This window comes from Rhizorhabdus antheiae (genome assembly GCF_049889055.1).
Lineage (GTDB): Bacteria > Pseudomonadota > Alphaproteobacteria > Sphingomonadales > Sphingomonadaceae > Rhizorhabdus.
Genome location: NZ_JBLTWO010000010.1, coordinates 103,572 through 125,724 on the forward strand (window position 1 = coordinate 103,572; position 22,153 = coordinate 125,724).

Below are 22,153 nucleotides of genomic sequence, written 5' to 3' on the forward strand. Positions count from 1 at the left end.
TCAGCGGGAGAAGCCTGACCCTGCGATCACTCCAGCCCAAAAAACGAATAACCCGGCTTTGTGGGCCGGGTTATTCTCTGGAGGATTCTGACTAATGACCTGTCTGGTTTAGCCCATCGGCCCGGTAAAGCAAGCTCAAACCGTGCAGCGAGCCAAACTTTCATCCAGCCTGCATGTCCCATATAAGGTCATGAACTACAATAGAAACCGTCGCGGATTTGGATGCATTTTCACCCATCTCACCGAGCATCGACGACTGGCGGAGAGCGACTCGCTGCCCGAATGCCGCTTTCTCACGCCTTGGCGGAAAAGGACCGCAGCCGGTTCCGGAAATAGTCGGTGCGACCGAGCACGCCCTGCTCTTCCGCCTCCCGCGCCAGTTGATCGTCCAGATGGGCTGCGGGATCGCGGACGAGGCGCCGGGTGGCGAGCTGCGCCTCGATCGAGCCGGTCGCCAACTGGCGGGCCAGTGCCGCAACATCGCTCGCGAAGACTTCATCCTCAGCCAGCTGCGCCGCCAACCCCCAGGCCACCGCCTGCTCGGCCCCGATCACCGCGCTCGACAGCACAAGCGCCAGCGCCCTCGCCTCCCCCAGTTGGCGGGCGAGGCGCCAGCTCACCCCGGCATCGGGCGCAAGGCCGATCTTGCCGAAGGCGAGCGCCAGCGTCGCAGAGCGGGTCATGATCGCCATGTCGCAGGCCAGCGCGATGCCGATGCCCGCCCCCGCCGCGACCCCGTTGATCGCTGCCAGCGTGACGCAGGGCAGGTCGCCCAGCGCCCGGATGACCGGGTTATAGGTGTCGGCCAGCGACGCGCGCAGGTCGATCTCCTCCCCACGCTCGACCTGGCCCAGCCGCTCGCCGAGGTCCTGCCCGGCACAGAAACCCCGACCGTTTCCGGTAACGATCAGGACGTGCGGCGGATCAGCCCGCACCGTCTCGAGGGTTTGCAGCAACTCACGCCGCATCTCGGTCGTGAGCGCGTTCAGCCGATGCGGGCGGTTCAGGCGCAGCCAGGCAATATCTTCGCCGCGTTCGAGATCGATCATGGCCTCATCACGCATTACGCCCACGCTCCTTCATCATCGCGCGCCAATCGGTGGCACATTGGCTTCATGACAGTGCCACGCCGGACTCTGCTGCCTGAACCAGCCGGTCGGACAGGCGGAAGTCCGGTCCCAGCGATGCCGCATGACGGCGCAGCCCGTCGACGACCTTCACCAGCCCCACCTGCCCGGCCCAGAACATCGGCCCTCCCCGCCAGGCCGGCCAGCCATAGCCGTTCACCCACACCACATCGATGTCCGACGCGCGCTGCGCGATACCCTCCTCAAGGATCAGCGCGGCCTCGTTGATCATCGGATAAAGCAGCCGCTCGACGATCTCGTTCGCATCGATACTGCGCTGGGCAACGCCATGATCCTCGGCGAAGCGGCGGATGATCTCTTTCGCCTCGGGCGACGGGGTCCGGTTGCGCTCGGCGTCATAGTCGTAGAAGCCCCGGCCGTTCTTCTGCCCGCGCAGCCCGGCTTCGCACAGTCGCTCGCGGATCGTACGCCCGGCGCTTGTGCGCGGATCCCAGCCGATGTCGAGGCCGGCAAGATCGGTCATCTGGAACGGCCCCATGGGCAGACCGAAGTCGGTCAGGGCCCGGTCGACCTCGACCACCTTGGCGCCTTCCTCGATCAGCTTCATCGCCTGACGCTGGCGCGCGGCCAGCATCCGGTTGCCGATGAAGCCGTAGCAGACCCCCGAGACGACGCCGATCTTGCCTATCCGCCGCGCCAGCTGCATCGCGGTGGCGAGAACGGCATCTGACGTGCGGGCACCACGCACGACCTCCAGCAGCTTCATGATGTTGGCCGGCGAGAAGAAATGGAGCCCGACGACCGATTCCGGGCGGCCGGTCACGGCCGCTATCTCGTTCAGATCGAGATAGCTGGTGTTAGAGGCGAGAATCGCACCGGGTTTGACGATGCCATCGAGCGTCGCGAACAGCGACTTCTTGACGTCCATCAGCTCGAACACCGCTTCGATCACCAGATCGCAGTCGGCCACCGCCGCGTAGGACAGGCTGGGCGAGAGCCGCGCCATCATGGCGTCCACCCGGTCGGCGGCCAGCCCCTTGCGCCGCGCGGTCTTCGCCAGATTGTCCCGCAGCAGCGCTACACCCGCATCGAGCCGCTGCTGGTCCTGCTCGACGATGGTCACGTCGAAGCCTGCGATCAGGAAGTTGATTGCGATTCCGCCGCCCATCGTGCCGGCGCCGATGACTCCGACCTTCTGCACCGGCAAAGCCGCGGCGGCGGCATCGAGCCCGTCGATCTTGGCGGCGGCGCGTTCGGCGAAGAAATAATGGCGCAGCGCTTTGGATTGATCGCCATCGCGCAGCCGGACGAATCCCTCGCGCTCGAGCGCCACGCCCTCGTCGAATGGCGACGTCATCGCCGCCTCGAGGCAGCGGCGGATCGCGATCGGCGCATCGAGACCACGCAGCTTGGACCGGTTGCGTTCGAAATAGCCTTCGATGGCCCCCGCATCGCCGGTAACCGCGCGGTCGCGCGTCCGCACGAACGGCTTGCCGGCAATCTCTCGCGCATAGGCGATGGCGCCGGGCAGCGGATCGGCCTCCTCGACGATGCGATCGACGAGGCCAATCCGGGCAGCTGCCGGCGCATCGACCGGATCGCCCGACACCGCCATCCGGCAAGCCTCTGCGATGCCGACCAGCCTGGGCAGCCGCTGCGTCCCCGTGGCGCCGGGCAGCAGGCCCAGCTTGACCTCTGGCAGGCCGAGCTTCGCCGGTGCGGTCGCGAGCCGGTAATGGCACGCCATCGCCACCTCCAGCCCGCCGCCCAGCGCGTTGCCGTGGATCGCCGCGACGACCGGCTTCTCCGATGCCTCGATTGCCGCGATCAGGGCGACCAGCGATGGCTCCTGCTGCGGCTGGCCGAATTCGCGGATGTCGGCGCCTGCGAAGAAGGTGCGACCGGCGCAGCCGATCACGACGGCCTCGACCGCAGGGTCGCTCGCGGATTGGACGATCGCATCATGGAGCGCTGCCCGCAGCGCAGCGCCGAGGGCATTGACCGGCGGATTGTCCGCAAGGACGACGAGGATGCCGCCGTCGAGGGTCGTGGAAATCATGGATCGGGTCTCGCTGTCTTGGATTGCCGTCAGGCGAACTGGCGAAGGACTTCGCGCGCGATGATCAGCTGCTGGATCTGGGTCGTGCCTTCGAAGATGCGGAAGAGGCGCGCATCGCGATAGAAACGCTCGACCGGATATTCGGCCATATAGCCCGCCCCACCATGGATCTGGACGGCGCGGTCGGCGACCTTGCCGAGCATTTCCGAGGCGAACATCTTGGCGCAGGCTGCCTCCATCGTGACCCGCTCGCCCCGGTCGCGCTGGCGTGCCGTCTCCAGCACCAGCGCCCGGCCCGCCAGCATGTCCGCCTGGCTGTCGGCGATCATCGCCTGGACCAGCTGGAAGCTGCCGATCGTTTCTCCGAACTGCTTGCGCGTCGTCGCAAAGCCGGCGGCTTCGGCGATCAGGCGCTCGGCCATGCCGATGCACAGCGCCGCTATGTGGAGCCGCCCCTTGTCGAGCACCTTCATCGCCGTGCGGAAGCCGTTCCCCTCGATGCCGCCCAGCAGCGTCGACGCGGGCACACGGCAGTCGTCGAGGATGACGTCGCTGGTCAGCGCACCCGCCTGGCCCATCTTCTTGTCGGGTTTGCCGATCACCAGCCCCGGCGTTCCGGCTTCGACCAGGAAGCAGGAGATGGCGTCGGCGCCGCTTCCCTCCCCAGTCCGCGCCATGATCGAGAAGAGGCCCGCGATCGGTGCGTTGGTGATGTAGCGCTTGGTGCCGTTCAGCACATAATGATCGCCGTCGCGGCGCGCCTGGGTCCGCAGCGACATTGCGTCGGACCCGGCATCGGGCTCGGTCAGGGCAAAGCTGCCGATGATCTCACCCGAGGCGAGGCGGGGCAGATAATGGCGGCGTTGCTCGTCGCTGCCGGCGATCACGATTGCCTGCGATCCGATGCCGATATTGGTCCCCGCCATCGAGCGGAAGGCCGGCGAAGCCCGACCCAGCTCGAATACGACGCGGACCTCCTCCTCCATCGTAAGCCCCAGGCCGCCAAAATCCTCGGCGATCGACAGGCCGAACAGGCCCAGGTCGCGCATCGCGGCGACGATGGTATCGGGAATGCGGTTCTGCTCGGCGACCTCGGCCTCGGCGGGGATCAGGCTTTCGTCGACGAAGCGGCGGACCGCGCCGAGCAGAAGATCGAAGGTTTCGCTGTCGAGGGGCATCCGGTTCACTCATCCGTACGGGCGGGACGGTCCGGAGCCGGTCGAACCCGCTCCGGACGCAAAGACCAGCGGACCCTATTGCGGAAGGGCTGCGACGCAATTTCGGCGCCCTTCCACCTGCCGCTATTCCGTATGCGATACCTCCATGTCGGCGCGGCCGCCTGCCATCACGTCCGCGATAGTCGCGCCAGTGCGTGCGATCCGGTCGAATTGGCGGTGTGCCCGTGGAAGAGTGAATCGCACTGTTGGAGAGAGGATCGACGAGCGCACATGTCTTTGCCCAGGTTCGGAGCGCCTGCCGGCGCAGCCACCTTGAGCGGCCTGATGCAGGCGAGGCCGCTGACGATCGGATCGGTGATCGACCATGCCGCCCTGCATCACGGCCGCCGCGAAATCGTCGCGCGCCGCCATGACGGTCAGTTGGAACGCGCCAACTGGGCGGCGGTGCGGGACCGGGCCGGACGGATCGCCTCTTCGCTCGCGCGGCTGGGGATCAGCCAGGGCGACCGTATCGCCACGCTGGCGTGGAACCGGATGCCGCACCTCGAACTCTATTTCGGGGTGACCTCGGCGGGCCATGTGCTCCACACCGTCAACCCGCGCCTCCACGCCGATCACCTCGTCTATATCCTCAACGATGGCGGGGCACGGCTGCTCTGCGTCGATCCGGATCTGCTCCCCCTCGTCGAGCCGATCGTCGACCGCCTGACCTCGGTCGAGCGGATCATAGTGCTGAGCGCCCGCTCCGAGATGCCCGAAAGCGGCCTCCCGAATCTGGTCTCGTTCGACGAGCTGGTCGAAGGGGCGGAGCCCATGGCCGAATGGCCTGAAGTCGACGAAAATGCCGCCTCGACGCTCTGCTATACCTCGGGCACGACCGGCGATCCCAAGGGCGTGCTCTACAGCCATCGCTCGACCGTGCTCCATTGCCTGTCGGCCTGCACGGCCGATTCGATGGCGCTCTCCGCACGCGACTGCATCGCGCTGGTAACGCCGCTCTTCCACGTGAACGCCTGGGGCGTGCCCTTTGCCGCGGCCATGTGCGGGGCCAAACTCGCCCTGCCGGGCTCCGCGCTCGACCCGGCTTCGCTGTTCGCGCTGATGGCCGGGGAGAAGGCGACCTTCGCGCTGGGCGTGCCGACCGTCTGGATGAGCTTCGTCGACCATGTCGAGCGGCTGGATGCCGATGCGCGCTCCGCTCTCGCGCTCGACCGGGTCTTCATCGGCGGCGCGGCACCGCCTCCGGCGCTGATCGAGCGCTTCCGTGCGCTTCTGGGGATCGACGTCATCCAGGCCTGGGGCATGACCGAGACCAGCCCCGTCGTCACCGTCTGCCGCCCGCTCGCCCATCAGCAGGGACTCGAAGGCGCCGAACTGACCGCGCTCCAGGCCCTGCAGGGCCGCGTCATGTATGGCGTCGACATCCGCATCCTGTCGGAAGAGGGCGTACCCCTGCCCCATGACGGCACCGCCACCGGCCTGCTGCAGGTCCGCGGCCAATGGGTGATCGACCGCTATTTCGGGCGCGACGCCTCCGCCACCGACAGCGATGGCTGGTTCGACACCGGCGACATCGCGCAGATCACCCCCGACGGCTTCCTTCGGATCACCGACCGGTCGAAGGACGTGATCAAGTCGGGCGGCGAATGGATCTCCTCGATCGACTTGGAAAACGCCGCGCAATCCTTCCCCGGCATCGCCGAAGCGGCCGTTATCGGCGCGACCCATCCGCGCTGGCAGGAACGCCCGCTTATGCTCGTGACGCTGCGGCCCGGTGCCGACTTCGACAAGGATGCGATCCTGCGCCATCTGGAGGCGCGGGTCGCGCGCTGGTGGCTGCCGGACGACATCATTGTCGTCGACCAACTGCCGCACAGCGCGACCGGCAAGCTGCTGAAATATGCGCTGCGTGAGCGCTTCGGCGATCATCTGATCCGGTCGGCGTAAAGCGCCGATCCGTTTCGACACCCTCTCCTTTCTCCGGACATCACAATGCCTGAAGCCTTCATCTGCGACGCGATCCGCACCCCTATCGGCCGCTACGGCGGATCGCTCTCCAGCGTCCGTGCCGACGATCTCGGCGCCGTTCCGATCCGCGCCCTGCTGGAGCGCAACCCATCGCTCGACCCGGCCGCGATCGAGGAGGTGTTCCTTGGCTGCGCCAACCAGGCGGGAGAGGATAATCGCAACGTCGCGCGGATGAGCCTGCTGCTGGCGGGCCTTCCCGCCTCGGTACCGGGCGTGACGCTCAACCGGCTGTGCGCCTCGGGCCTCGAAGCGATCGGGACAGCCGCCCGCGCAGTGCGCGCCGGAGAAATGGCGCTCGCGCTTGCCGGCGGCGTGGAGAGCATGAGCCGCGCGCCCTATGTGATGGGCAAGGCGACGACCGCCTTCGGACGATCGCAGGAAATGTTCGACACGACGATCGGCTGGCGCTTCGTCAATCCCGCGATGGACCGCCTTTATGGCAGCGAATCGATGCCCCGCACGGGCGAGAATGTCGCCGAACGGTTCGGCATAGCCCGCGCCGACCAGGACGCCTTCGCCATATGCAGCCAGCAGCGCGCCGGACGTGCGCAAGCGGAAGGCTTGTTCAAGGCCGAGATCGTGCCGGTCGACGTCCCTGGCCGGAAGCGCGGCGAAACCGTGCGCTTTGCTAAGGACGAGCATGGCCGCCCGGACACCACGGTCGAGCAGCTGAGCCGGCTGGCACCGCTGTTCGAAGGCGGCAGCGTCACCGCCGGCAATGCATCGGGGGTCAATGACGGCGCCGCCGCGCTGATCGTCGCCGATGAGGCGACCGCCCGCGCCCAGGGCCTGACGCCCCGCGCCCGGATATTGGGCATGGCGAGTTCGGGCGTCGAGCCGCGCATCATGGGCATCGGCCCGGTCGATGCCGTCGGCAAGCTGCTCGCGCGCCTCGGCCATGGCATAGGCGATTATGACGCGATCGAACTCAACGAGGCCTTCGCCAGCCAGGCGCTGGCGGTGCTGCGCGCGCTCGGCCTTCCCGACGACGCCCCCCAGGTCAATGCGCAGGGCGGCGCAATCGCGCTCGGCCACCCGCTCGGCATGTCGGGCGCCCGGCTGGTGACGACGCTGGTGAACCAACTCGAGCGCAGCGGCGGCCGGCGCGGACTCGCCACGCTGTGCGTCGGCGTGGGCCAAGGCCTTGCCCTCGCGATCGAACGGGTCTGACAGACCTCCACATATCCTGCATAGCGGAGCGCATCATGGTCGCTGATACCCTCTTCCAGCCCTTTCGCCAGGGTCCGCTGACGCTGCCGAGCCGCATCGTCATGGCGCCGATGACCCGGCGCTTCAGCCCCGATGGCCTGCCCGGCGACGATGTGCTGGCCTATTATGCCCGCCGCGCCGCTGCGGGCGTAGGCCTGATCATCACCGAGGGCACGGCGATCGACGATCCCGCCGCGCTCGCAGAAGCCAACATCCCCGTCTTTCATGGCCCCGATGCGCTGCCGCGCTGGCAGGCGATCTGCGACGCCGTTCACGCGGCCGGCGCGCGCATCTTCCCCCAGCTATGGCATGTCGGCGCCGCACGCAAAGCCGAAAATACGAGCACGCCCGAAGTCCCGGCGGTCTCTCCCTCGGGCCTGTTCGCGCCCGACCAGCCCAATGGCGATGCGCTGACCGCCGAACGGATCGAGCGGATCATCCTCGCTTACGGGCAGGCGGCCGCCGACGCCCGGGCAATCGGCTTCGACGGGATCGAACTCCACTTTGCGCATGGCTATCTGGTCGACCAGTTCTTCTGGGCGCCCACCAACCTCCGCGACGACGCCTATGGCGCCGACCGCTACCGGATCGGCCTGGAGATCGTCCGCGAATGCCGCCGCCGGACCGCGCCCGACTTCCCCATTTCGATGCGCTTCTCGCAGTGGAAGCAGCAGGAGTATGACGCCCGCCTGTTCGCCACGCCGGAGGAGCTCGAAGCCTTTGTCGTGCCGATGGCGGATGCGGGGGTCGACATCTTCCACTGTTCCAACCGCCGCTTCTGGACCCCCGAGTTCGACGGCAGCCGGCTCAACCTCGCCGGCTGGACCAAGAAGCTGACCGGCAAGACGGTCATCACGGTGGGTTCGGTCGGGCTCAGCGAGGAGTTTCTGGTGACGCGCACCGGGGTCGATCCGGACGTCGACGCCGGGCATTTCGACCGGCTGGAAGAGATGCTGGCGGACGGCGAGATCGATCTGGTGGCGGTCGGCCGTGCGCTGATCGGCGATCCCGAATGGGCGGCCAAGATCCGCGACGGAAAGGTCGACGAGATCCGCCCCTTCTCGCGCGAGGCCCTCGCCAGCCTGGTCTGATGTCCTGCGGGGCGGGGAACGCTCCGGCGCTCCCCATTCCCGCTCAGCCGATCGAATAGACAGGATCGTCGGGCCAGCGCGATCCGATCGGCTGGCGCAAGCCGAAACGTTCGGCTTCGCTCGCGGTCGGCAGCGGCATTTCCTCGACCCAGTCGAACACCACCTGCCGCCTGAGCACGCGCCATTCGCCGTCGCGCTCGACGAACCAGTCGAGATAGCGGCCCTTCATGTCCCACTGCTTCATCCCGCCCTCGGGCCCCGGCTGACGCTGGAAAGCCGAGAAATAGCTCTCGACCGCCGCCCCGCCCTCGCGAAACTCTATCAGGATATTGTGGATCTGGTGGATGCCGCGCTCGATGCTCGGCAGCGTGGCGAGCGCCCAGTCGATGAAGCCCTCTGCGCTCCCCTGATAGGGGCCGTGCCGGTCCTCGCCATCGGGCCAATAGGCCGACCGCAGCGCCGCCTCGTCCATCCGGTCGATCCCCCGGCAATAGCGATAGAGGCAATCGCGGATCGCTTCCCGCGCGAGCAGCTCACGGATGCTGTCTTCCAGCGAAATCGTCATGCCGCGAACCTTCCCCGATGAAAATCGATCGAACCATGGGCCTGCGCCAGCATCATCTGGCGCTTCAGATGATGGCTGACGATAAGTTCATCGCTGAACCCGACGCCGCCATGGAGCTGCACCGCCTGCTGCCCGACATAGATGCCGCATTCCCCGACGCGCACCCGCGCCGCCGCGACAGCCCGCTGCCATTCCTGGGCGCCGAGATGGTGGTTTAGCGTTCCATGCAGCATCATCGCGCGAGCTTCCTCGCAAGCGATGACCATGTCCACCATGCGATGCTGAAGGACCTGGAACGACCCGATCGGCTTGCCGAACTGGTGCCGGGTGCGCAGATAGTCGAGCGTGATCGCCGACAGGCTCTCCATCGACCCCGTGGCCTCGGCCAGATAGGCGCAGGACGCCCGCGCCACCGCAGCCTCGATCACCGGTAACGCCTGGTCCCGATCGCCGATCAGCACCGCATCACGCACGTCGTTCAATTCGATCCGGGCGTGACGATGGCCGTCGATCGCGCGGAAGCGGTGGACGGTCAGACCGGGCGCCGAGGCCGGAACGAGGAACAGGCTGATCCCCTCGCGCTCGGCGACGCCGCCTGCGGTGCGCGCCGAGATCAGGAACCAGCCGGCATCGGCCCCGTCCTCGACATGGCATTTGGCGCCGGACAGGACATGGCCCCCCTCGGCCGACCGCGCGGCGAGCGCCACCCGGTGCAGGTCGTAACCACCATCGGCCTCCAGCAGGCCGGCCGCCACGATCGCCTCGCCCGCGCCGATCGCTGCGAGCAGCTCGCTCGCGGCATCACCGGCGCCTTCGAGCAGAGCGGGCGCGAGCACGCAGGAGGTGACGAAGGGCGACGGCACGAGATGGCGCCCGAGCGACTCCTGCAGCGCCATCACCTCGACCAGACCGCCACCGAGACCGCCCTGGTCCTCGGCGATCGGCAGCAACAGCCAGCCGAGTTCGGCCATCATTGACCAGGTCCGTCGCACCCCCGCTTCGCCCTCGGCGAGCAGCTTCAGCCGGTCGGTCGCGGGGAAATTGTCGAGACCGAAACGATCCGCGCTTTCGAGCAGCATCCGCTGCTCGTCCGAATAGAGAAAGTCCACCGAACGACCTCCTAGAGCCGCAGCGCGCGCTGGGCGATGATGTTGTGCTGGATCTCGCTCGACCCGCCATAGATCGACGTCACGCGCGCATAGAGCGCGCCCTGCATCGCATAGGGCATGTCGGCGGGAACGCCGGCCTCGCCAAGCGGTGCAAAATGGGCGGCCTCGGGGCCGAGCGCGCCGATCCACAGTGCCGTGCCCTGCTGCGTCAGCTGCGACCAACGCAGCTTGACCATCGATCCGCGCGGTCCGGAATCGACCCCGGCGCTGGCATCGGCCATCAACCGCAGGATCATCGTCTGGAGCGCGATCACTTCGATCTCGAACTGGGCGAGCTTGCTGCGGAAACCCGGCTGGTCGATCAGGCGCACCCCACCGATCGTCCGGCGGCTCGCCGCTTCCTTGATGCCGCGGATCGTCTGGGTCAGGAAGATCGCAACCGAGGCGGTGACCATGCGCTCGCGGTCGAGCAGAACCTTGCCATATTCCCAGCCGCGCCCTTCCTCGCCAACCAGATTGCCGACCGGCACGCGCACATCGTCGAGGAACATCTCGTTGGTGTGATGCTTCTCGTCCATCGTCGCGACGGGGCGAACGGTTATGCCCGGCGTCTTCATGTCGAGCAGCAGCAGCGAAATGCCCTGCTGGCGCTTGGGTTCGTCGGAGGTCCGCGCCAGGACGAAGACGTGCGACGCGACATGGGCGTAGCTGGTCCAGGCCTTCTGCCCGTTGAGGACATAATGATCGCCATCGCGGACGGCGCGGGTGCGCAGCGCAGCGAGGTCGGACCCGGCGCCGGGCTCGGAATAGCCCTGGCACCACCAGTCGTCGGCATTGATGATGCGCGGCAGGTAGCGGTCCTTCAGCTCCTGGCTGCCATAAGTGAAGATGATCGGACCGATCAGCTCCAGCCCCTGGTGGAACTGCGCGGGCGCATCGGCGTCAGCGGCTTCCTTCCAGAAGATATATTGCTGGACGGGTGACCAGCCGGTCCCGCCATATTCGGCCGGCCAGGTCGGCGCCCCCCAGCCCCGCGCGGCGAGGCGTTTCTGATAGGCGGTCAGTTCCTCGGGGCTCAGTCGCAGACCCGCCCTGACACGGGTGCGCCATTCCTCGGGGATGCTGTCGGCAAAAAAGGCCCGCACCTCTTCCTGAAAGGCGCGGTCGGATGCATCGAGTTCCAGCTTCATTCCATCTGCCCTGTATTGAACGGCAGACGCTAATGCGTCGGCCGCCCCGATCGGCAGGGGAAGTGCGTCCGGCGGTGATTAATCCCGGATGTGATCGGGCGTCGCGAAGCGCGCTTCAGCGATACCGCGCGCACCGCAATCACGGATCGCCAGGATGCGGCCGCCGTCGGCATGGTCGGTGACGAGATGCCGGCCCGAATCGCCGATGCTGGTGACGAAGAGAATGTCGAGGTCGGGCCCGCCGAAGGCCGGGCAGGAGGGGAAAGGCATAGGCACCTCGATCCGGCGCAGCAGCGCGCCGTTCGGCGACACGCAGGCGATTGCCTGGTCGAGGACCAGCGCGATCCACAGATTGCCGTCGGCGTCGATCGTGGCGCCATCGGGCGCCTTGCCGATGCCGTCCAGCATGATGCGCCCGACGGTCTCGCCGACCACGCCGGTTGCGGCGTCGTACCGATGCCGGCGGATGAAACCGTCGAGGCTGTCGGCGAAGAATATCTCTCTGCCGTCGGGCGAGAAGCAGATCGCGTTGCCGATCCGTATTCCATCGGCCAGTGCGACCGGCAAGGCGTCGCATCCCAGCCGCCAGAACCGTCCGGTAGAGACGTCGTCGAGCTGCGTCTCTCCGCAGAAGAAGAAGCGGCCCTGGCGATCGAGCTTGCCGTCGTTCAAGCGGGTAGACCCCGACGGACGCGCAAGGGCAGCGAGTTCGCGGACAGAGCCGTCCGCCGCGTCCACCAGGCAGAAGCGATCGGCGAAGGCGACGAGCAGGCCATCTTCGGCCAGCGCGATGCTGCCGGGAAGTTCGGCATAGTCCCGGCGCGAGAGCAGCGTGCCGTCGGGCTTTGCGGCGAAGATCGCCATGGCGCGCGCGTCGACCCACCAGAGGCACTGGTTGCGTGCATCCCACAAGGGGCTCTCGCCCAGCTTGCAGCGGTGCTCGCCCAGAAATGCGATGTCGGCCATGATGCCCTGTCCTCTCCTATCGAACGGATATTCTAGGCAGAGCCTGGCGCGCTCCGTTCGCGGATCGCTCCGGCGCGCGCACTATCACGTCTGCGATGGCGGTCGGCCCGGCGATCAGTCGTCGTCGCCCTCGGGCATGGGCGACGGGGCGAAGGCGCCCTGTTCGAACTCGGCGATGATGTCGCGCATGATCGAAACGATGCGATCGCGATTGTCGTCGATCCGTTCGGCAAATCCCCCCACCCCGATCGCCAGCGGGATACCGTAGAGATCCGCGTCGAGCGGCATCGCGATCGACGAGACTTCCATTGTAGGCCGGTGGGGCACATGCGAGTAGCCGAGCACCCGAACCCGGCCGATCTGCTGCATCAACTCGGTCAGCGACACCCGTTCGCTGTCGTCGGTCGCATAAGCGTTGGAATAGCGGCGCAGCTTGTCGATCTTTGCGTCGTCCATCCGCGACATCATCGCGATCCCCGAGGAGGAATCGACCAGCTTGCGCATCGCCCCCACGCGTGGCGCCATCTTATACTCGTGCGAGGGCGTGAGCAGGATGACGTACTGGATGAAAAGGTCGTTCTGGGTCACCAGCGCGACGGTCTCGTCGGTCCGGCGCTGCAACTCGCTGATCATCTCGCGATAGCCGCCGGACGCCTGGATATAACCGGGCAGCCAGCTGCCGAGATGCGAGAAGCGGGTGGTCGGCAGGTAGGTGCGCGTCTCGCGATTATAATTAAGATAGCCGGCGCCCACCATGCTCTTGAGCAATTGGGTGGTGCTCGACTGGGGATAGCCGAGCGTGGTGTGTATCTCGTGCAACGGCAGCGGCGTGCGGCGCTCCGCGAAGAGCTCCATGATCTCGAACGTCCGCAGCGCGGACTTGACGCCAGCCAGCATAGCCTATCCCTGCGCGCGTCACCGTGCCGAAGCGGTGCGCATCGTTGGGACCGTCCTACTACCGCCGCCGGGCCTTGGTCATCCTCAAATTGGCGCCGCCGTCGAAGGGCAGGACATGGCCGTTGATGCCGCCCGCAGACAGCAGCGCGGCGCCCAGTTGCGCGGCCTGCCCGATCCAGCCGTCCGGCAGGCGCGTCCTGTCTCTCGGAAAGGCGATTATGTTGACGACCAGGCCTGCCTGCATTCGCTCCAGCACGAGCGAGCGCATAAGCCCGATCGCGAAACCCGCCAGCGCTGCAGCGGGCACCGCGTGCCACTCTCCCAGATGATCCACCGAACCCAGCAACAGGACGCTGGTCCGCTCTGGCGGAAGCGAATGCAGATGATCCGTCAAATCGAGCGCGGGCGTCAGAAAACCCTGCTCGAAATCGGCATCGGAAAGGTCGAGGAAGGGCGTCCCGCTACGGGGTGAAGTGGCATCCACCAGCACGCTGCGCTCCGCGACCTCGGGCGACAGCAGTGCGGCCATGGCCTGGTGCATGTCCGCAAGAAAACTGGTCGCGCCGAGCGCCAGCAGGCTGTGTGTCATGATCGGTCCCGTCAGAGTGGCTCGACGCCGAGCGATTTGCCGCCATCGACGAGAATCACTTGCCCGCTCAGCTTTCGCCCGTCCTCGGACGCCAGATAGGCGACCGCCGATGCGATCGAGCGCGGTGCGAGCGGGGAGCCGCTCGGCTCGAGTGCGGTCAGCTGAGCCCGCATCGCGTCGGTGAAGTCGGCGATCATGCGCGTTTCGACCATGCCGGGGGCCACCGCGTTGACCGCGATCTTCCGCCAGCGCAGCTCGACAGCCATCGCCCGGGTCATTGCGACCACCGCAGTCTTCGATGCGACATAATGGGCCGCGCCTGCCCCGCCGAGATAGCCGCGCGACGCGATGTTGACGATCGCCCCGCCCGCCATCCGCCTGGCCGCCTCCTGCGCCACCACGAAGCTGCCATGGACATTCACCCGCAGCATGCGGTCGAAATCCGTGCGGCGGAGTTGTGCGAAGGGCAGCAGTTCGGCGGCGATGCCGGCATTGTTGACGATCAGGTCTAGCCTGTCGAAGGCCGCAATCGCGTCCGCGACCGCCGCGCGATCGGTTATGTCGACAGCGCGGCCGGCGATGTCGAAGCCCTCTCTCACCGCTTCGGCCGCAGCTGCGGCTACCTCCGCCGCATCGCGATCGAACATGGTGACCGACCAGCCCTGCCCTGCGAGCATCCGCGCGACGGCATTGCCGATCCCGCGCGCGCCGCCGGTCACGATTGCCTGAGGCCGTGCCATCGGTCAGTTCAGCGGGTCGGCGGCGAGGATCGGGCCGAGCTGGTCGAGCGCGCGCCGATAATCGGCCTTGCCGCTTGCGTGGCGCGGCATCTCGGCCACCTCGATCAGGCGACGCGGCAGCTTGTAGCGCGCCAGGTCGGTTTCGAGCGCCGCGCGGACGGTATCGCGATCGAAGCCGCTGCTGGTCCGGACGAGTGCCACGACCGCCTTGCCCCAGCGCTCGTCGGGAACCCCGACCACCATCGCATCCTCGATCCCCGGTGCCCGCTTGAGCGCCTCCTCGACCTCTTCGACGAAGATCTTCTCGCCTCCGCTGTTGATGCAGAGATTGCCCCGCCCGACCAGCCGGATCAGCCCGTCGGGCATCCGTTCGGCAATGTCGCCCGGCACGGCATAGCGTTCCCCGTCGATCACCGGATAGGTCGCGGCGGTCTTGTCCGGATCGCCATAATAGCCCTTGGCGAACGGGGCCCGGCGCGCGAGCCAGCCCTCGCCCGGCACGCCATCGGGCAGCGGTTTGCCGCTCTCGACATCGATGATCACGGTCTGGCGGCCCGGCTCGAAGAAGCCGGTCGGGGTTTCCTGGGTCGCGGTGGTCACCGCATAGCCGAGGCCCGAGGCTTCGGAGGCACCGAGAATGTCGACCAGCACAATCTGCGGGATCAGGCGGACCAGCTCCTGCTTGACCTCGCGGCTCCACATCAGCCCCGCCGATGAGATCACCCGCATAGAAGCGAGCGACCATCGGCCGGGATGGGCAGCGAGCGCCTGCGCCATAGGACGGGCGAAAACATCACCGACGATCAGGACGCGAGTGACCTGCCAGCGGTCGACGACGTCCCACAGTTCCTCGGCGTCGAAGCGATCCTTTGCCAGGAGCAGCGCCGTGCCGCCCATGATCAGTTCCGCCATGCAGCTGTTGAGGCCAGCGCCGTGCATCAGCGGGCAAGCCGGCAACACCCGCCCCGGCGCCACATTGTTCGCGACCTGGCTGATATGGTCGTCCATCGACAGTATCGCCGTCTTAATTACCGGCGATTCGAGCTGAACGCGACGCGCATCGGCGGCGCGCCACATAACGCCCTTGGGCTTGCCCGTCGTGCCGCCTGTGTAGAGCAGATAGCCGTCATCGGGTGATCGCGCGACGTCCAGTGGCGAGCCGTCACCTTCCTCGACCATTGCGCCATAGTCGCCGCTGCCGTCGATCTGGACCGACAGCAACAGATGATCGAGGCGTCCATCGATCGGCGCGACGACCGGCGCGAATTCCGCCTGGTAGAACAGCGCCGCCGCCGTGCAGTCGGCCAGGACATACTCGATCTCTGACGTGGTGTAGCGATAGTTGATGTTGACGTGCGTCAGCCGCGCCTTGAACGCAGCGCAGGAAATCTCGATGAACTCGGGAATATTCCGCGCCATGATGGCAACGCGGTCACCCGTCTGCAATCCGCCCGACAGCATCGCACGGGCCAGCCGGTTGGTGCGAGCATCGAACTCGCCCCAGGTGATGACGCGGTCGCCATGGATGATCGCCGGCCGATCGGCCGGTACGACCGATGCGGTTGCGTCCAGCAGATCACCGAAGTTCCAGTCGCTCGCCCAGCCCATGGCCCGCGCCCCTCAGCGGCCTGTGAAGTTCGGCGCGCGCTTCTCGACGAAGGCGGCCACAGCTTCGGCGGCGTCGTGCGACTTGGACAGGAGCGCGGTATTCCCCTGCTCGTAGATATAGCCGTCGCGCAGCGTCATATTCTCGATCGTGCGCATCGAGTCCTTGGCCAGCTTCGTCGCCAGCGGGCTCTTGCTCGCGATGGTGCGCGCCATGTCCATCGCGAAAGGCAGCAGTTCTTTGTGCGGCAGGCAGGCTTCGATGATCCCCCGGCGATAGAGTTCGGCGGCCGGAGCGCGGTAGCCCGTCAGCATCATGCGGCGGACCAGCGAATGCGGCAGGATGCGCGCGGCATGCTTTCCCCCGCCCATCAGCCCGACGTCGACTTCGGGCAGGCCGAAGACCGCCGCCTCCGACGCGACGATGATGTCGCAGCTGGCGACGAGGCCGAGGCCTGCCCCCAGCGCAGGACCATTGACGGCAGCGATGGTCGGCTTGGCGTTGTCTGCGATCGCATAGCTGATCTCGCGGACCTTGCGATTGCGCGCCCAGCGCGCGCCGGGCTGCGAAAGATCAGGACGGTTCTTCAGGTCCGCGCCGGCCGAAAAGCATTTGCCAGCGCCGGTAAGCACGACGACGCGTACGTCGTCGCGATCGTTGAAGCTGTCGAAGACCGCCGTCATTTCCTCGACGAAGTCCATGTTCTGGGAATTGACCGGCGGATTGTCCATCGTGACCAGCGCCACATAATCCGACACGTCCAGCCTGACCTGACTCATAGCTCCATCTCCTTTGCAGGGCGACATATGCCCTGACGGTTGCGAGACACATCGAAGCGGAGAGGGTCGCGGCAGTATCTCATATGCGATCGATCCAGGCCGCGCCCCCACGAGGATCAGAGTGCAGCCCGCCCGTCGGCGGCATAGCCTCCGTCCACCGCCAACGTCGCACCGGTTACGTAGGACGCAGCCTCGGATGCGAGGAAAGCGACAGCCTCGGCGATCTCTTCCGGCCGCCCCAGCCGACCGAGCGGGGTCCGGGCAATTATGCCATCGGCATTGCGCTCGCCCTTTTCCAGCAGCCGCGCGACGCCGGGCGTCTCGATATAGCCGGGCGCGACCGCGTTTACCCTTATGCCGAAAGTCGCCAGTTCGCAGGCGAGGCTGCGGGTCAGCATCACAACGCCCGCCTTGGCCGCACAATAGGCATTGCGCGCCGGAAGTCCGAGGACCGACGCAATCGACGCGATGTTGACGATCGCGCCACCGCCTTGCCCCTTCATATGGGCGGCGGCCGCCCGCGCGCCATGCATCGCGGCGCCCAGATTGATCGCCACGATCCGCCGGAACTCGGCGATGTCCTGCTCGGCGGTCGGGATCAGGGCATCCACAGCGCCGGCATTGGCGACAAAAGTGGAGACCGGGCCCAATTGCCGGACAGCCTCCGCGAAGGCGGCGGACATCGCTCCGCCATCGGTCACGTCGGCCCGGAGCGGCAGAATGCCCGTCGGTACGGTTGCCAGGGCATGCTCGTCCTTGTCGATGACCGCCACCCGATGCCCGCGCGCCAGAAACAGGGCCGCCGTCGCCGCGCCGATCCCCTTGGCGCCCCCGGTGATGACGACTGCACCATCCTGCGGTCCTTGCGGTGCGACGCTGCTGGACGCCTTCGACGCGGCACCGAAGGCATCCACGCCGCCGTCGACCGGCAGCGAGGCGCCGGTGCAGAAACCCAGCCGCGCGACGCGGAACACGGCTTCGGCCACTTCCTCGGGGCGTCCGAGCCGGCCAAGCGGAATCGCCCCGGCGATATGCTCGCGTTGAAAGCGACCCTCGGCCTCGAGCGCACTGATGATGTCGGTGTCGGTATAGCCCGGCAACACGGCGTTGACGCGGACGCCGGCCGGCGCGAGTTCGACCGCGAGCGCCCGCGTCAGGCCGAGCAGCGCCCCCTTGGTCGCCCCATAAGCGGCACGGCCGGGCAGCGCCCGCACCCCCGCGCCCGACCCGATATTGACGATCGCCCCGCCGCCGCGCTGCGTCATGCCGGGCACGACGGCGCGCGCCAGCAGAAAGGGGCCGTCGAGATTGACCGCCATCAGCCTGTCGATGACATCGGCGGGAACGTCCAGAAAGGGACGCGCCTGGGCATCGACGATGCCGGCATTGTTGATCAGGATATCGACGGAACCGTATCGCGCCTCGATCATGGAAAGTGCGTGCGATACCGATACAGGATCGGAAACGTCCATTTCCACGCCCATGTGCGCGGCGCCGAGGCTGGCCGCCATCGCATGACAGGCCGGATCGCGGTCGGCGATGACGACCCTGTCCCCGGCGGCAGCAAAGCGCCGGGCGCAGGCCAGCCCGATACCGCGAACGGCTCCGGTCACCAGCACGACGGCGCCTTCCCGGCTTTCCATGTCGTCGCTCATGTTCCACTCTCCAGCTGCGAATTTCTCCGGGAGAGCAGTCTCGCGCCCGCCGCTTGTCAAACGGGCACTCCGCCCATTTTCAACTATCAAGCTGGCGATAGTTCCCCGCAGGCTGTGGAAATGCACCCGTCGCTGCACCGACCGGTCCTAGGGGACGAGTCCGAGAGGAGCGAACATGGCACGGGAACTCGAGAACAAGGTTGCGGTCATAACCGGCGCATCGCGCGGACTGGGCAAGGCCATGGCCGAGCTATTCGCGGACGAGGGCGCCAAAGTCGTGCTGCTCGACCTCAAGCAACATTGGGCACAGGCCGCTGCCGACGAGATCGTCGCGCGCGGCGGCGACGCCGTCGGGCTGGCGGCCGACGTGTCTGATCGCGACGCCGTCGCTGCGGCGATGGCGGACTGCGTGGCCCGCCACGGCCGCGTCGACATCCTCGTCAACAACGCGATGTGGAACCGCTACGATCCGCTGGAGGACATCACGCCCGAGACCTTCGCGCGAATGACCGGCGTCGGTCTCGCGGGCATCGTCTGGGGTATGCAGGCCGCCGCGCCGCACATGGCTTCGGGTTCCTCGATCATCAACATCGGCTCGATGGCCGGGCGCCTCGGCAGCCGCGGCAGCATCCTCTATTCGGCGGTCAAAGCCGGAGTTGACGGCCTGACACGCGCCGCCTCGGTGGAACTGGGACCCAAGGGCATCCGCGTCAACGCCATCGCGCCCTCGACCGTCGCCACCGAAGGCGTGCTCGCCATATTGTCGGAAGACAATTTGGCGCTCCGTGTCGAGCAGACACCGCTCGGACGCCTCGGCGAAACCGCCGACATTGCGCAAACCGCACTGTGGTTGGCGGGCAAACGCGCGGGCTTCATCACCGGTCAGTCGATCGCGGTCGATGGCGGGATAGGGCATCGGCTCGGCCGATGACGAGGCAATCGCGTTTGTGATTATAGCGCGCTGTGGAAAGCCGCGATTGCCAATCCGCCGCGTCATCCAGCAGTGTCACCAGGCAGACCGGCACCTGACGCCCCTCTTCCCCAAAAGAGGGCGAATTCGGCAGTCGGCTTTTGATATAGGCAATATTCGGGGAGATGGATGATGGGGGCTCGACTCAAAACGCTGGCCGCGCTGTGCGGCGGGTGTGCGCTTATGGCGTTTTCCGCAACCGCGATGGCGCAGACTGCGGCGCCGCAGGAACAGGCCGAGGACGGTTCCGTTTTCGGTGACATCGTCGTGACCGCGACCAAGCGGGCCGAAGCGCAAAATGTCCAGCAGGTGCCGTTTGCAGTGACCGCCTTCGGCGCGAGGCAACTCGCCGACCAGCATGTCCGCACGCTCGACAGTCTCAGCTATAGCGCTCCGAACGTCCAGCTCGATGACGTCGGCACGTCGCCGGGCTTCGCCAATTTCTCGATCCGCGGCCTGGGCATCAACAGCTCGATCCCGTCGATCGATCCGACCGTCGGTGTCTTCGTCGACGGCGTCTATATGGGCATCAGCGCCGGCATCCTGTTCGACACCTTCGACCTCGAGGGCGTCGAAGTGCTGCGCGGTCCGCAGGGCCTGCTGTTCGGGCGCAACGTCACCGGCGGCGCGGTGGTCGTGCGCACCTCGACCCCCGGCAACGAATTGTCGGTCAATGCGCGCGTCGCGGTGGAAACCGGCCTCAACAAGATCGCCAGCGCAGTCGTCTCGGGCCCGATCGTCACCGACAAACTCGCCGCCAAGATCGCCGTCTATTACAATGACGACGACGGCTGGTTCTACAACAAGTTCAACGGCAACAACGACTTCGGCGCGGCGCGCACGATGATCATCCGTTCGGCCCTGCGCTTCACGCCGACCGAAACGCTCGACATCGTGGGTCGTTACGAACATGGCCGCATCCGCGGCGACGGCGCCGTCGTCAGCAATTTCGGCCTTTTCCCGCGCGAAAGCTTCGGCATCAGCGTCGACGAGGAAGGCGTGACCCGCAATAACTGGGACCAGGCTTCGCTCGAAGCCAATCTCGACACGGCCTTCGGTGACGGCAAGATCACCAATCTGGTCGCCTATCGCGCCTATGACGGCTTCGTCACGAGCGACATCGACTCCTCACCGAGCTACGCCTTCCATGCGGATACACTAACCCGTCAGCATCAGTGGAGCAACGAGCTCCGCTATGCCGGCACCTTCGGCCGGTTCGACGTGACGACGGGCCTCTACTTCTTCCAGCAGAAGATCGACTATGTCGAGCTTCGCCGCCTTGCGCGCGGTGCGCTGCGCATCTCTGGCGGCGGCGTCCAGCGCCAGAAGACGCTCGGCGCCTTCTTCTCCACTGACTGGCATGCGACCGACACGATCACCTTGAACGCGGGTCTGCGCTATTCCTACGAGCGCAAGAAGGTTCGCGTTGCCAACCTGATCGGCAATCTCTGCGACCCGTTCGTCCTCAAGGGCTGCACCAATTACGGCTTCCGGGATTCAAAGAGCTGGAGCGATCCGACTTTCCGCCTCGGCGTCCAGTGGCAGCCGGATAGCGAAACGCAGCTCTACGGCTTCTTCGCACGCGGCTTCCGCAGCGGCGGCTATAACTTCCGCAACGGCAATGCGAGCGTCGCACCGGGCCCGTTTGATGCAGAGAAGCAAAACTCGTTCGAGGTCGGTTTGAAGCGCGATTTTGGCCGCACGCTGCGCCTGAACCTCGCCGCCTTCCACAATACGGTGCTGGGGATGCAGCGCGAGATCATCACGCCCGTACTGCCGATCGGTACGACCCAGGTGATCCGCAACTCGGCCGATCTGCGCCTGCAGGGTGTCGAAGCCGAAGCGACGCTGCGCCCGTTCAAGCACCTGACGCTGAATGGCCAGTTCGGCTACACCAACGCCAAGTACAAGAAGATATTCTTCGACCTGACCGCCGATGGCGTGATCAACGCCCGCGACTTCGCGCTCAAGCCGCCGCGCCTTTCGCCCTGGACCTATGGCGCCAGCGCGACCTTCGATCATGACTTGCCCAATGGCGGCGAGTTCACCGCGCGGGTGAGCTATGCCCACCGCGACGCCTCCTGGTCGAACGACGCCAATACCGGCCAGTTGTCATCGGCCAACATGATCGACCTGACCGCCGCCTATGAAACACCCGATGGTCGCTGGAAGTTCTCGATCTACGGTAACAATCTGTTCGACGACCAGACCGAGGGCAATGTGTCGCCTCTGCCCTTCTTCGCAGGTTCGACCTTCTCGTCGATCAACAAGGGGCGCGTGCTCGGCGCGGAAGTCACCTTCAAGCTCTGATCGACTCGCCATTTCGGAAAGGGGGTCCCGTTCGGGGCCCCCTTTTCCGTGCGCGAGGGCGAGCGGCGGCCGCGCCGTGCACGGATGTGATTGTTCGCGCCCCATCCGGCTTTTGTTCGGGTGC

18 protein-coding genes are annotated in these 22,153 nt (G+C 66.6%); 5 read left to right on the forward strand and 13 right to left on the reverse strand.

What is annotated here, in order from left to right:
• Positions 1-293: 293 nt before the first annotated feature.
• The 3 genes from ACNI3R_RS17385 to ACNI3R_RS17395 are packed head-to-tail and all read right to left on the reverse strand — an operon-like array spanning position 294 to position 4,325.
• Positions 294-1,064: an enoyl-CoA hydratase/isomerase family protein gene (locus tag ACNI3R_RS17385; RefSeq protein ID WP_426185657.1), complete on the reverse strand. Its 771-nt coding sequence runs from the start codon at positions 1,062-1,064 to the stop codon at positions 294-296.
• Positions 1,065-1,113: 49 nt separating this feature from the next.
• Complete coding sequence (locus tag ACNI3R_RS17390; protein WP_426185659.1) at positions 1,114-3,147, reverse strand: 3-hydroxyacyl-CoA dehydrogenase NAD-binding domain-containing protein; 2,034 nt, start codon at positions 3,145-3,147, stop codon at positions 1,114-1,116.
• Between the two features lie 29 nt (positions 3,148-3,176).
• Positions 3,177-4,325, reverse strand: a complete 1,149-nt coding sequence (locus tag ACNI3R_RS17395) for an acyl-CoA dehydrogenase family protein (RefSeq protein WP_426185661.1) — start codon at positions 4,323-4,325, stop codon at positions 3,177-3,179.
• A gap of 270 nt (positions 4,326-4,595) precedes the next feature.
• Here ACNI3R_RS17395 and ACNI3R_RS17400 point away from each other — a divergent pair, with 270 nt between their 5' ends.
• From ACNI3R_RS17400 to ACNI3R_RS17410, 3 genes are read left to right on the forward strand one after another with little or no spacing between them, the layout of a single operon-like run.
• Positions 4,596-6,272: a long-chain fatty acid--CoA ligase gene (locus ACNI3R_RS17400; RefSeq protein WP_426185663.1), complete on the forward strand. Its 1,677-nt coding sequence runs from the start codon at positions 4,596-4,598 to the stop codon at positions 6,270-6,272.
• 45 nt (positions 6,273-6,317) lie between these two features.
• A complete protein-coding gene (gene pcaF, locus ACNI3R_RS17405; protein WP_426185665.1) occupies positions 6,318-7,523 on the forward strand; it encodes a 3-oxoadipyl-CoA thiolase in 1,206 nt (401 codons plus the stop codon).
• 35 nt (positions 7,524-7,558) lie between these two features.
• Positions 7,559-8,653, forward strand: coding sequence for an NADH:flavin oxidoreductase (locus tag ACNI3R_RS17410; RefSeq protein WP_426185667.1), 1,095 nt, complete (start codon positions 7,559-7,561; stop codon positions 8,651-8,653).
• Positions 8,654-8,696: 43 nt separating this feature from the next.
• Here ACNI3R_RS17410 and ACNI3R_RS17415 read toward each other — a convergent pair whose 3' ends face one another.
• The 10 genes from ACNI3R_RS17415 to ACNI3R_RS17460 form a co-directional block, all read right to left on the reverse strand.
• Complete coding sequence (locus ACNI3R_RS17415; protein WP_426185669.1) at positions 8,697-9,218, reverse strand: nuclear transport factor 2 family protein; 522 nt, start codon at positions 9,216-9,218, stop codon at positions 8,697-8,699.
• On the reverse strand, positions 9,215-10,327 hold the full coding sequence (locus ACNI3R_RS17420; protein ID WP_426185671.1) for an acyl-CoA dehydrogenase family protein: 1,113 nt from the start codon (positions 10,325-10,327) through the stop codon (positions 9,215-9,217). Before ACNI3R_RS17420 ends, ACNI3R_RS17415 begins: the two co-directional genes overlap by 4 nt.
• 11 nt (positions 10,328-10,338) lie before the next feature.
• Positions 10,339-11,517 carry an acyl-CoA dehydrogenase family protein gene (locus ACNI3R_RS17425; RefSeq protein ID WP_426185673.1) on the reverse strand — a complete coding sequence of 393 codons (1,179 nt, stop codon included), beginning with the start codon at positions 11,515-11,517 and terminating at the stop codon, positions 10,339-10,341.
• A gap of 78 nt (positions 11,518-11,595) precedes the next feature.
• Positions 11,596-12,483 (reverse strand): SMP-30/gluconolactonase/LRE family protein, encoded by an 888-nt coding sequence (locus tag ACNI3R_RS17430; RefSeq protein WP_426185675.1) that lies wholly within the window; start codon positions 12,481-12,483, stop codon positions 11,596-11,598.
• A gap of 114 nt (positions 12,484-12,597) precedes the next feature.
• A complete protein-coding gene (locus ACNI3R_RS17435; RefSeq protein ID WP_426185677.1) occupies positions 12,598-13,380 on the reverse strand; it encodes an IclR family transcriptional regulator in 783 nt (260 codons plus the stop codon).
• Between the two features lie 58 nt (positions 13,381-13,438).
• Positions 13,439-13,969, reverse strand: a complete 531-nt coding sequence (locus ACNI3R_RS17440) for a Rossmann-fold NAD(P)-binding domain-containing protein (RefSeq protein ID WP_426185679.1) — start codon at positions 13,967-13,969, stop codon at positions 13,439-13,441.
• 11 nt (positions 13,970-13,980) lie between these two features.
• Positions 13,981-14,709 (reverse strand): SDR family NAD(P)-dependent oxidoreductase, encoded by a 729-nt coding sequence (locus ACNI3R_RS17445; RefSeq protein ID WP_426185681.1) that lies wholly within the window; start codon positions 14,707-14,709, stop codon positions 13,981-13,983.
• Positions 14,710-14,712: 3 nt separating this feature from the next.
• Positions 14,713-16,317: an acyl-CoA synthetase gene (locus tag ACNI3R_RS17450; protein ID WP_426185683.1), complete on the reverse strand. Its 1,605-nt coding sequence runs from the start codon at positions 16,315-16,317 to the stop codon at positions 14,713-14,715.
• Between the two features lie 12 nt (positions 16,318-16,329).
• Complete coding sequence (locus tag ACNI3R_RS17455) at positions 16,330-17,094, reverse strand: enoyl-CoA hydratase/isomerase family protein (RefSeq protein ID WP_426185685.1); 765 nt, start codon at positions 17,092-17,094, stop codon at positions 16,330-16,332.
• A 116-nt stretch (positions 17,095-17,210) separates the two neighbouring features.
• A complete protein-coding gene (locus ACNI3R_RS17460; RefSeq protein WP_426185687.1) occupies positions 17,211-18,749 on the reverse strand; it encodes a glucose 1-dehydrogenase in 1,539 nt (512 codons plus the stop codon).
• 175 nt (positions 18,750-18,924) lie between these two features.
• Between ACNI3R_RS17460 and ACNI3R_RS17465 the strand changes: the two genes are divergently transcribed.
• Complete coding sequence (locus ACNI3R_RS17465; RefSeq protein WP_426185689.1) at positions 18,925-19,680, forward strand: SDR family NAD(P)-dependent oxidoreductase; 756 nt, start codon at positions 18,925-18,927, stop codon at positions 19,678-19,680.
• Positions 19,681-19,902: 222 nt separating this feature from the next.
• Complete coding sequence (locus ACNI3R_RS17470) at positions 19,903-22,029, forward strand: TonB-dependent receptor (RefSeq protein WP_426185691.1); 2,127 nt, start codon at positions 19,903-19,905, stop codon at positions 22,027-22,029.
• Positions 22,030-22,153 lie beyond the last annotated feature (124 nt).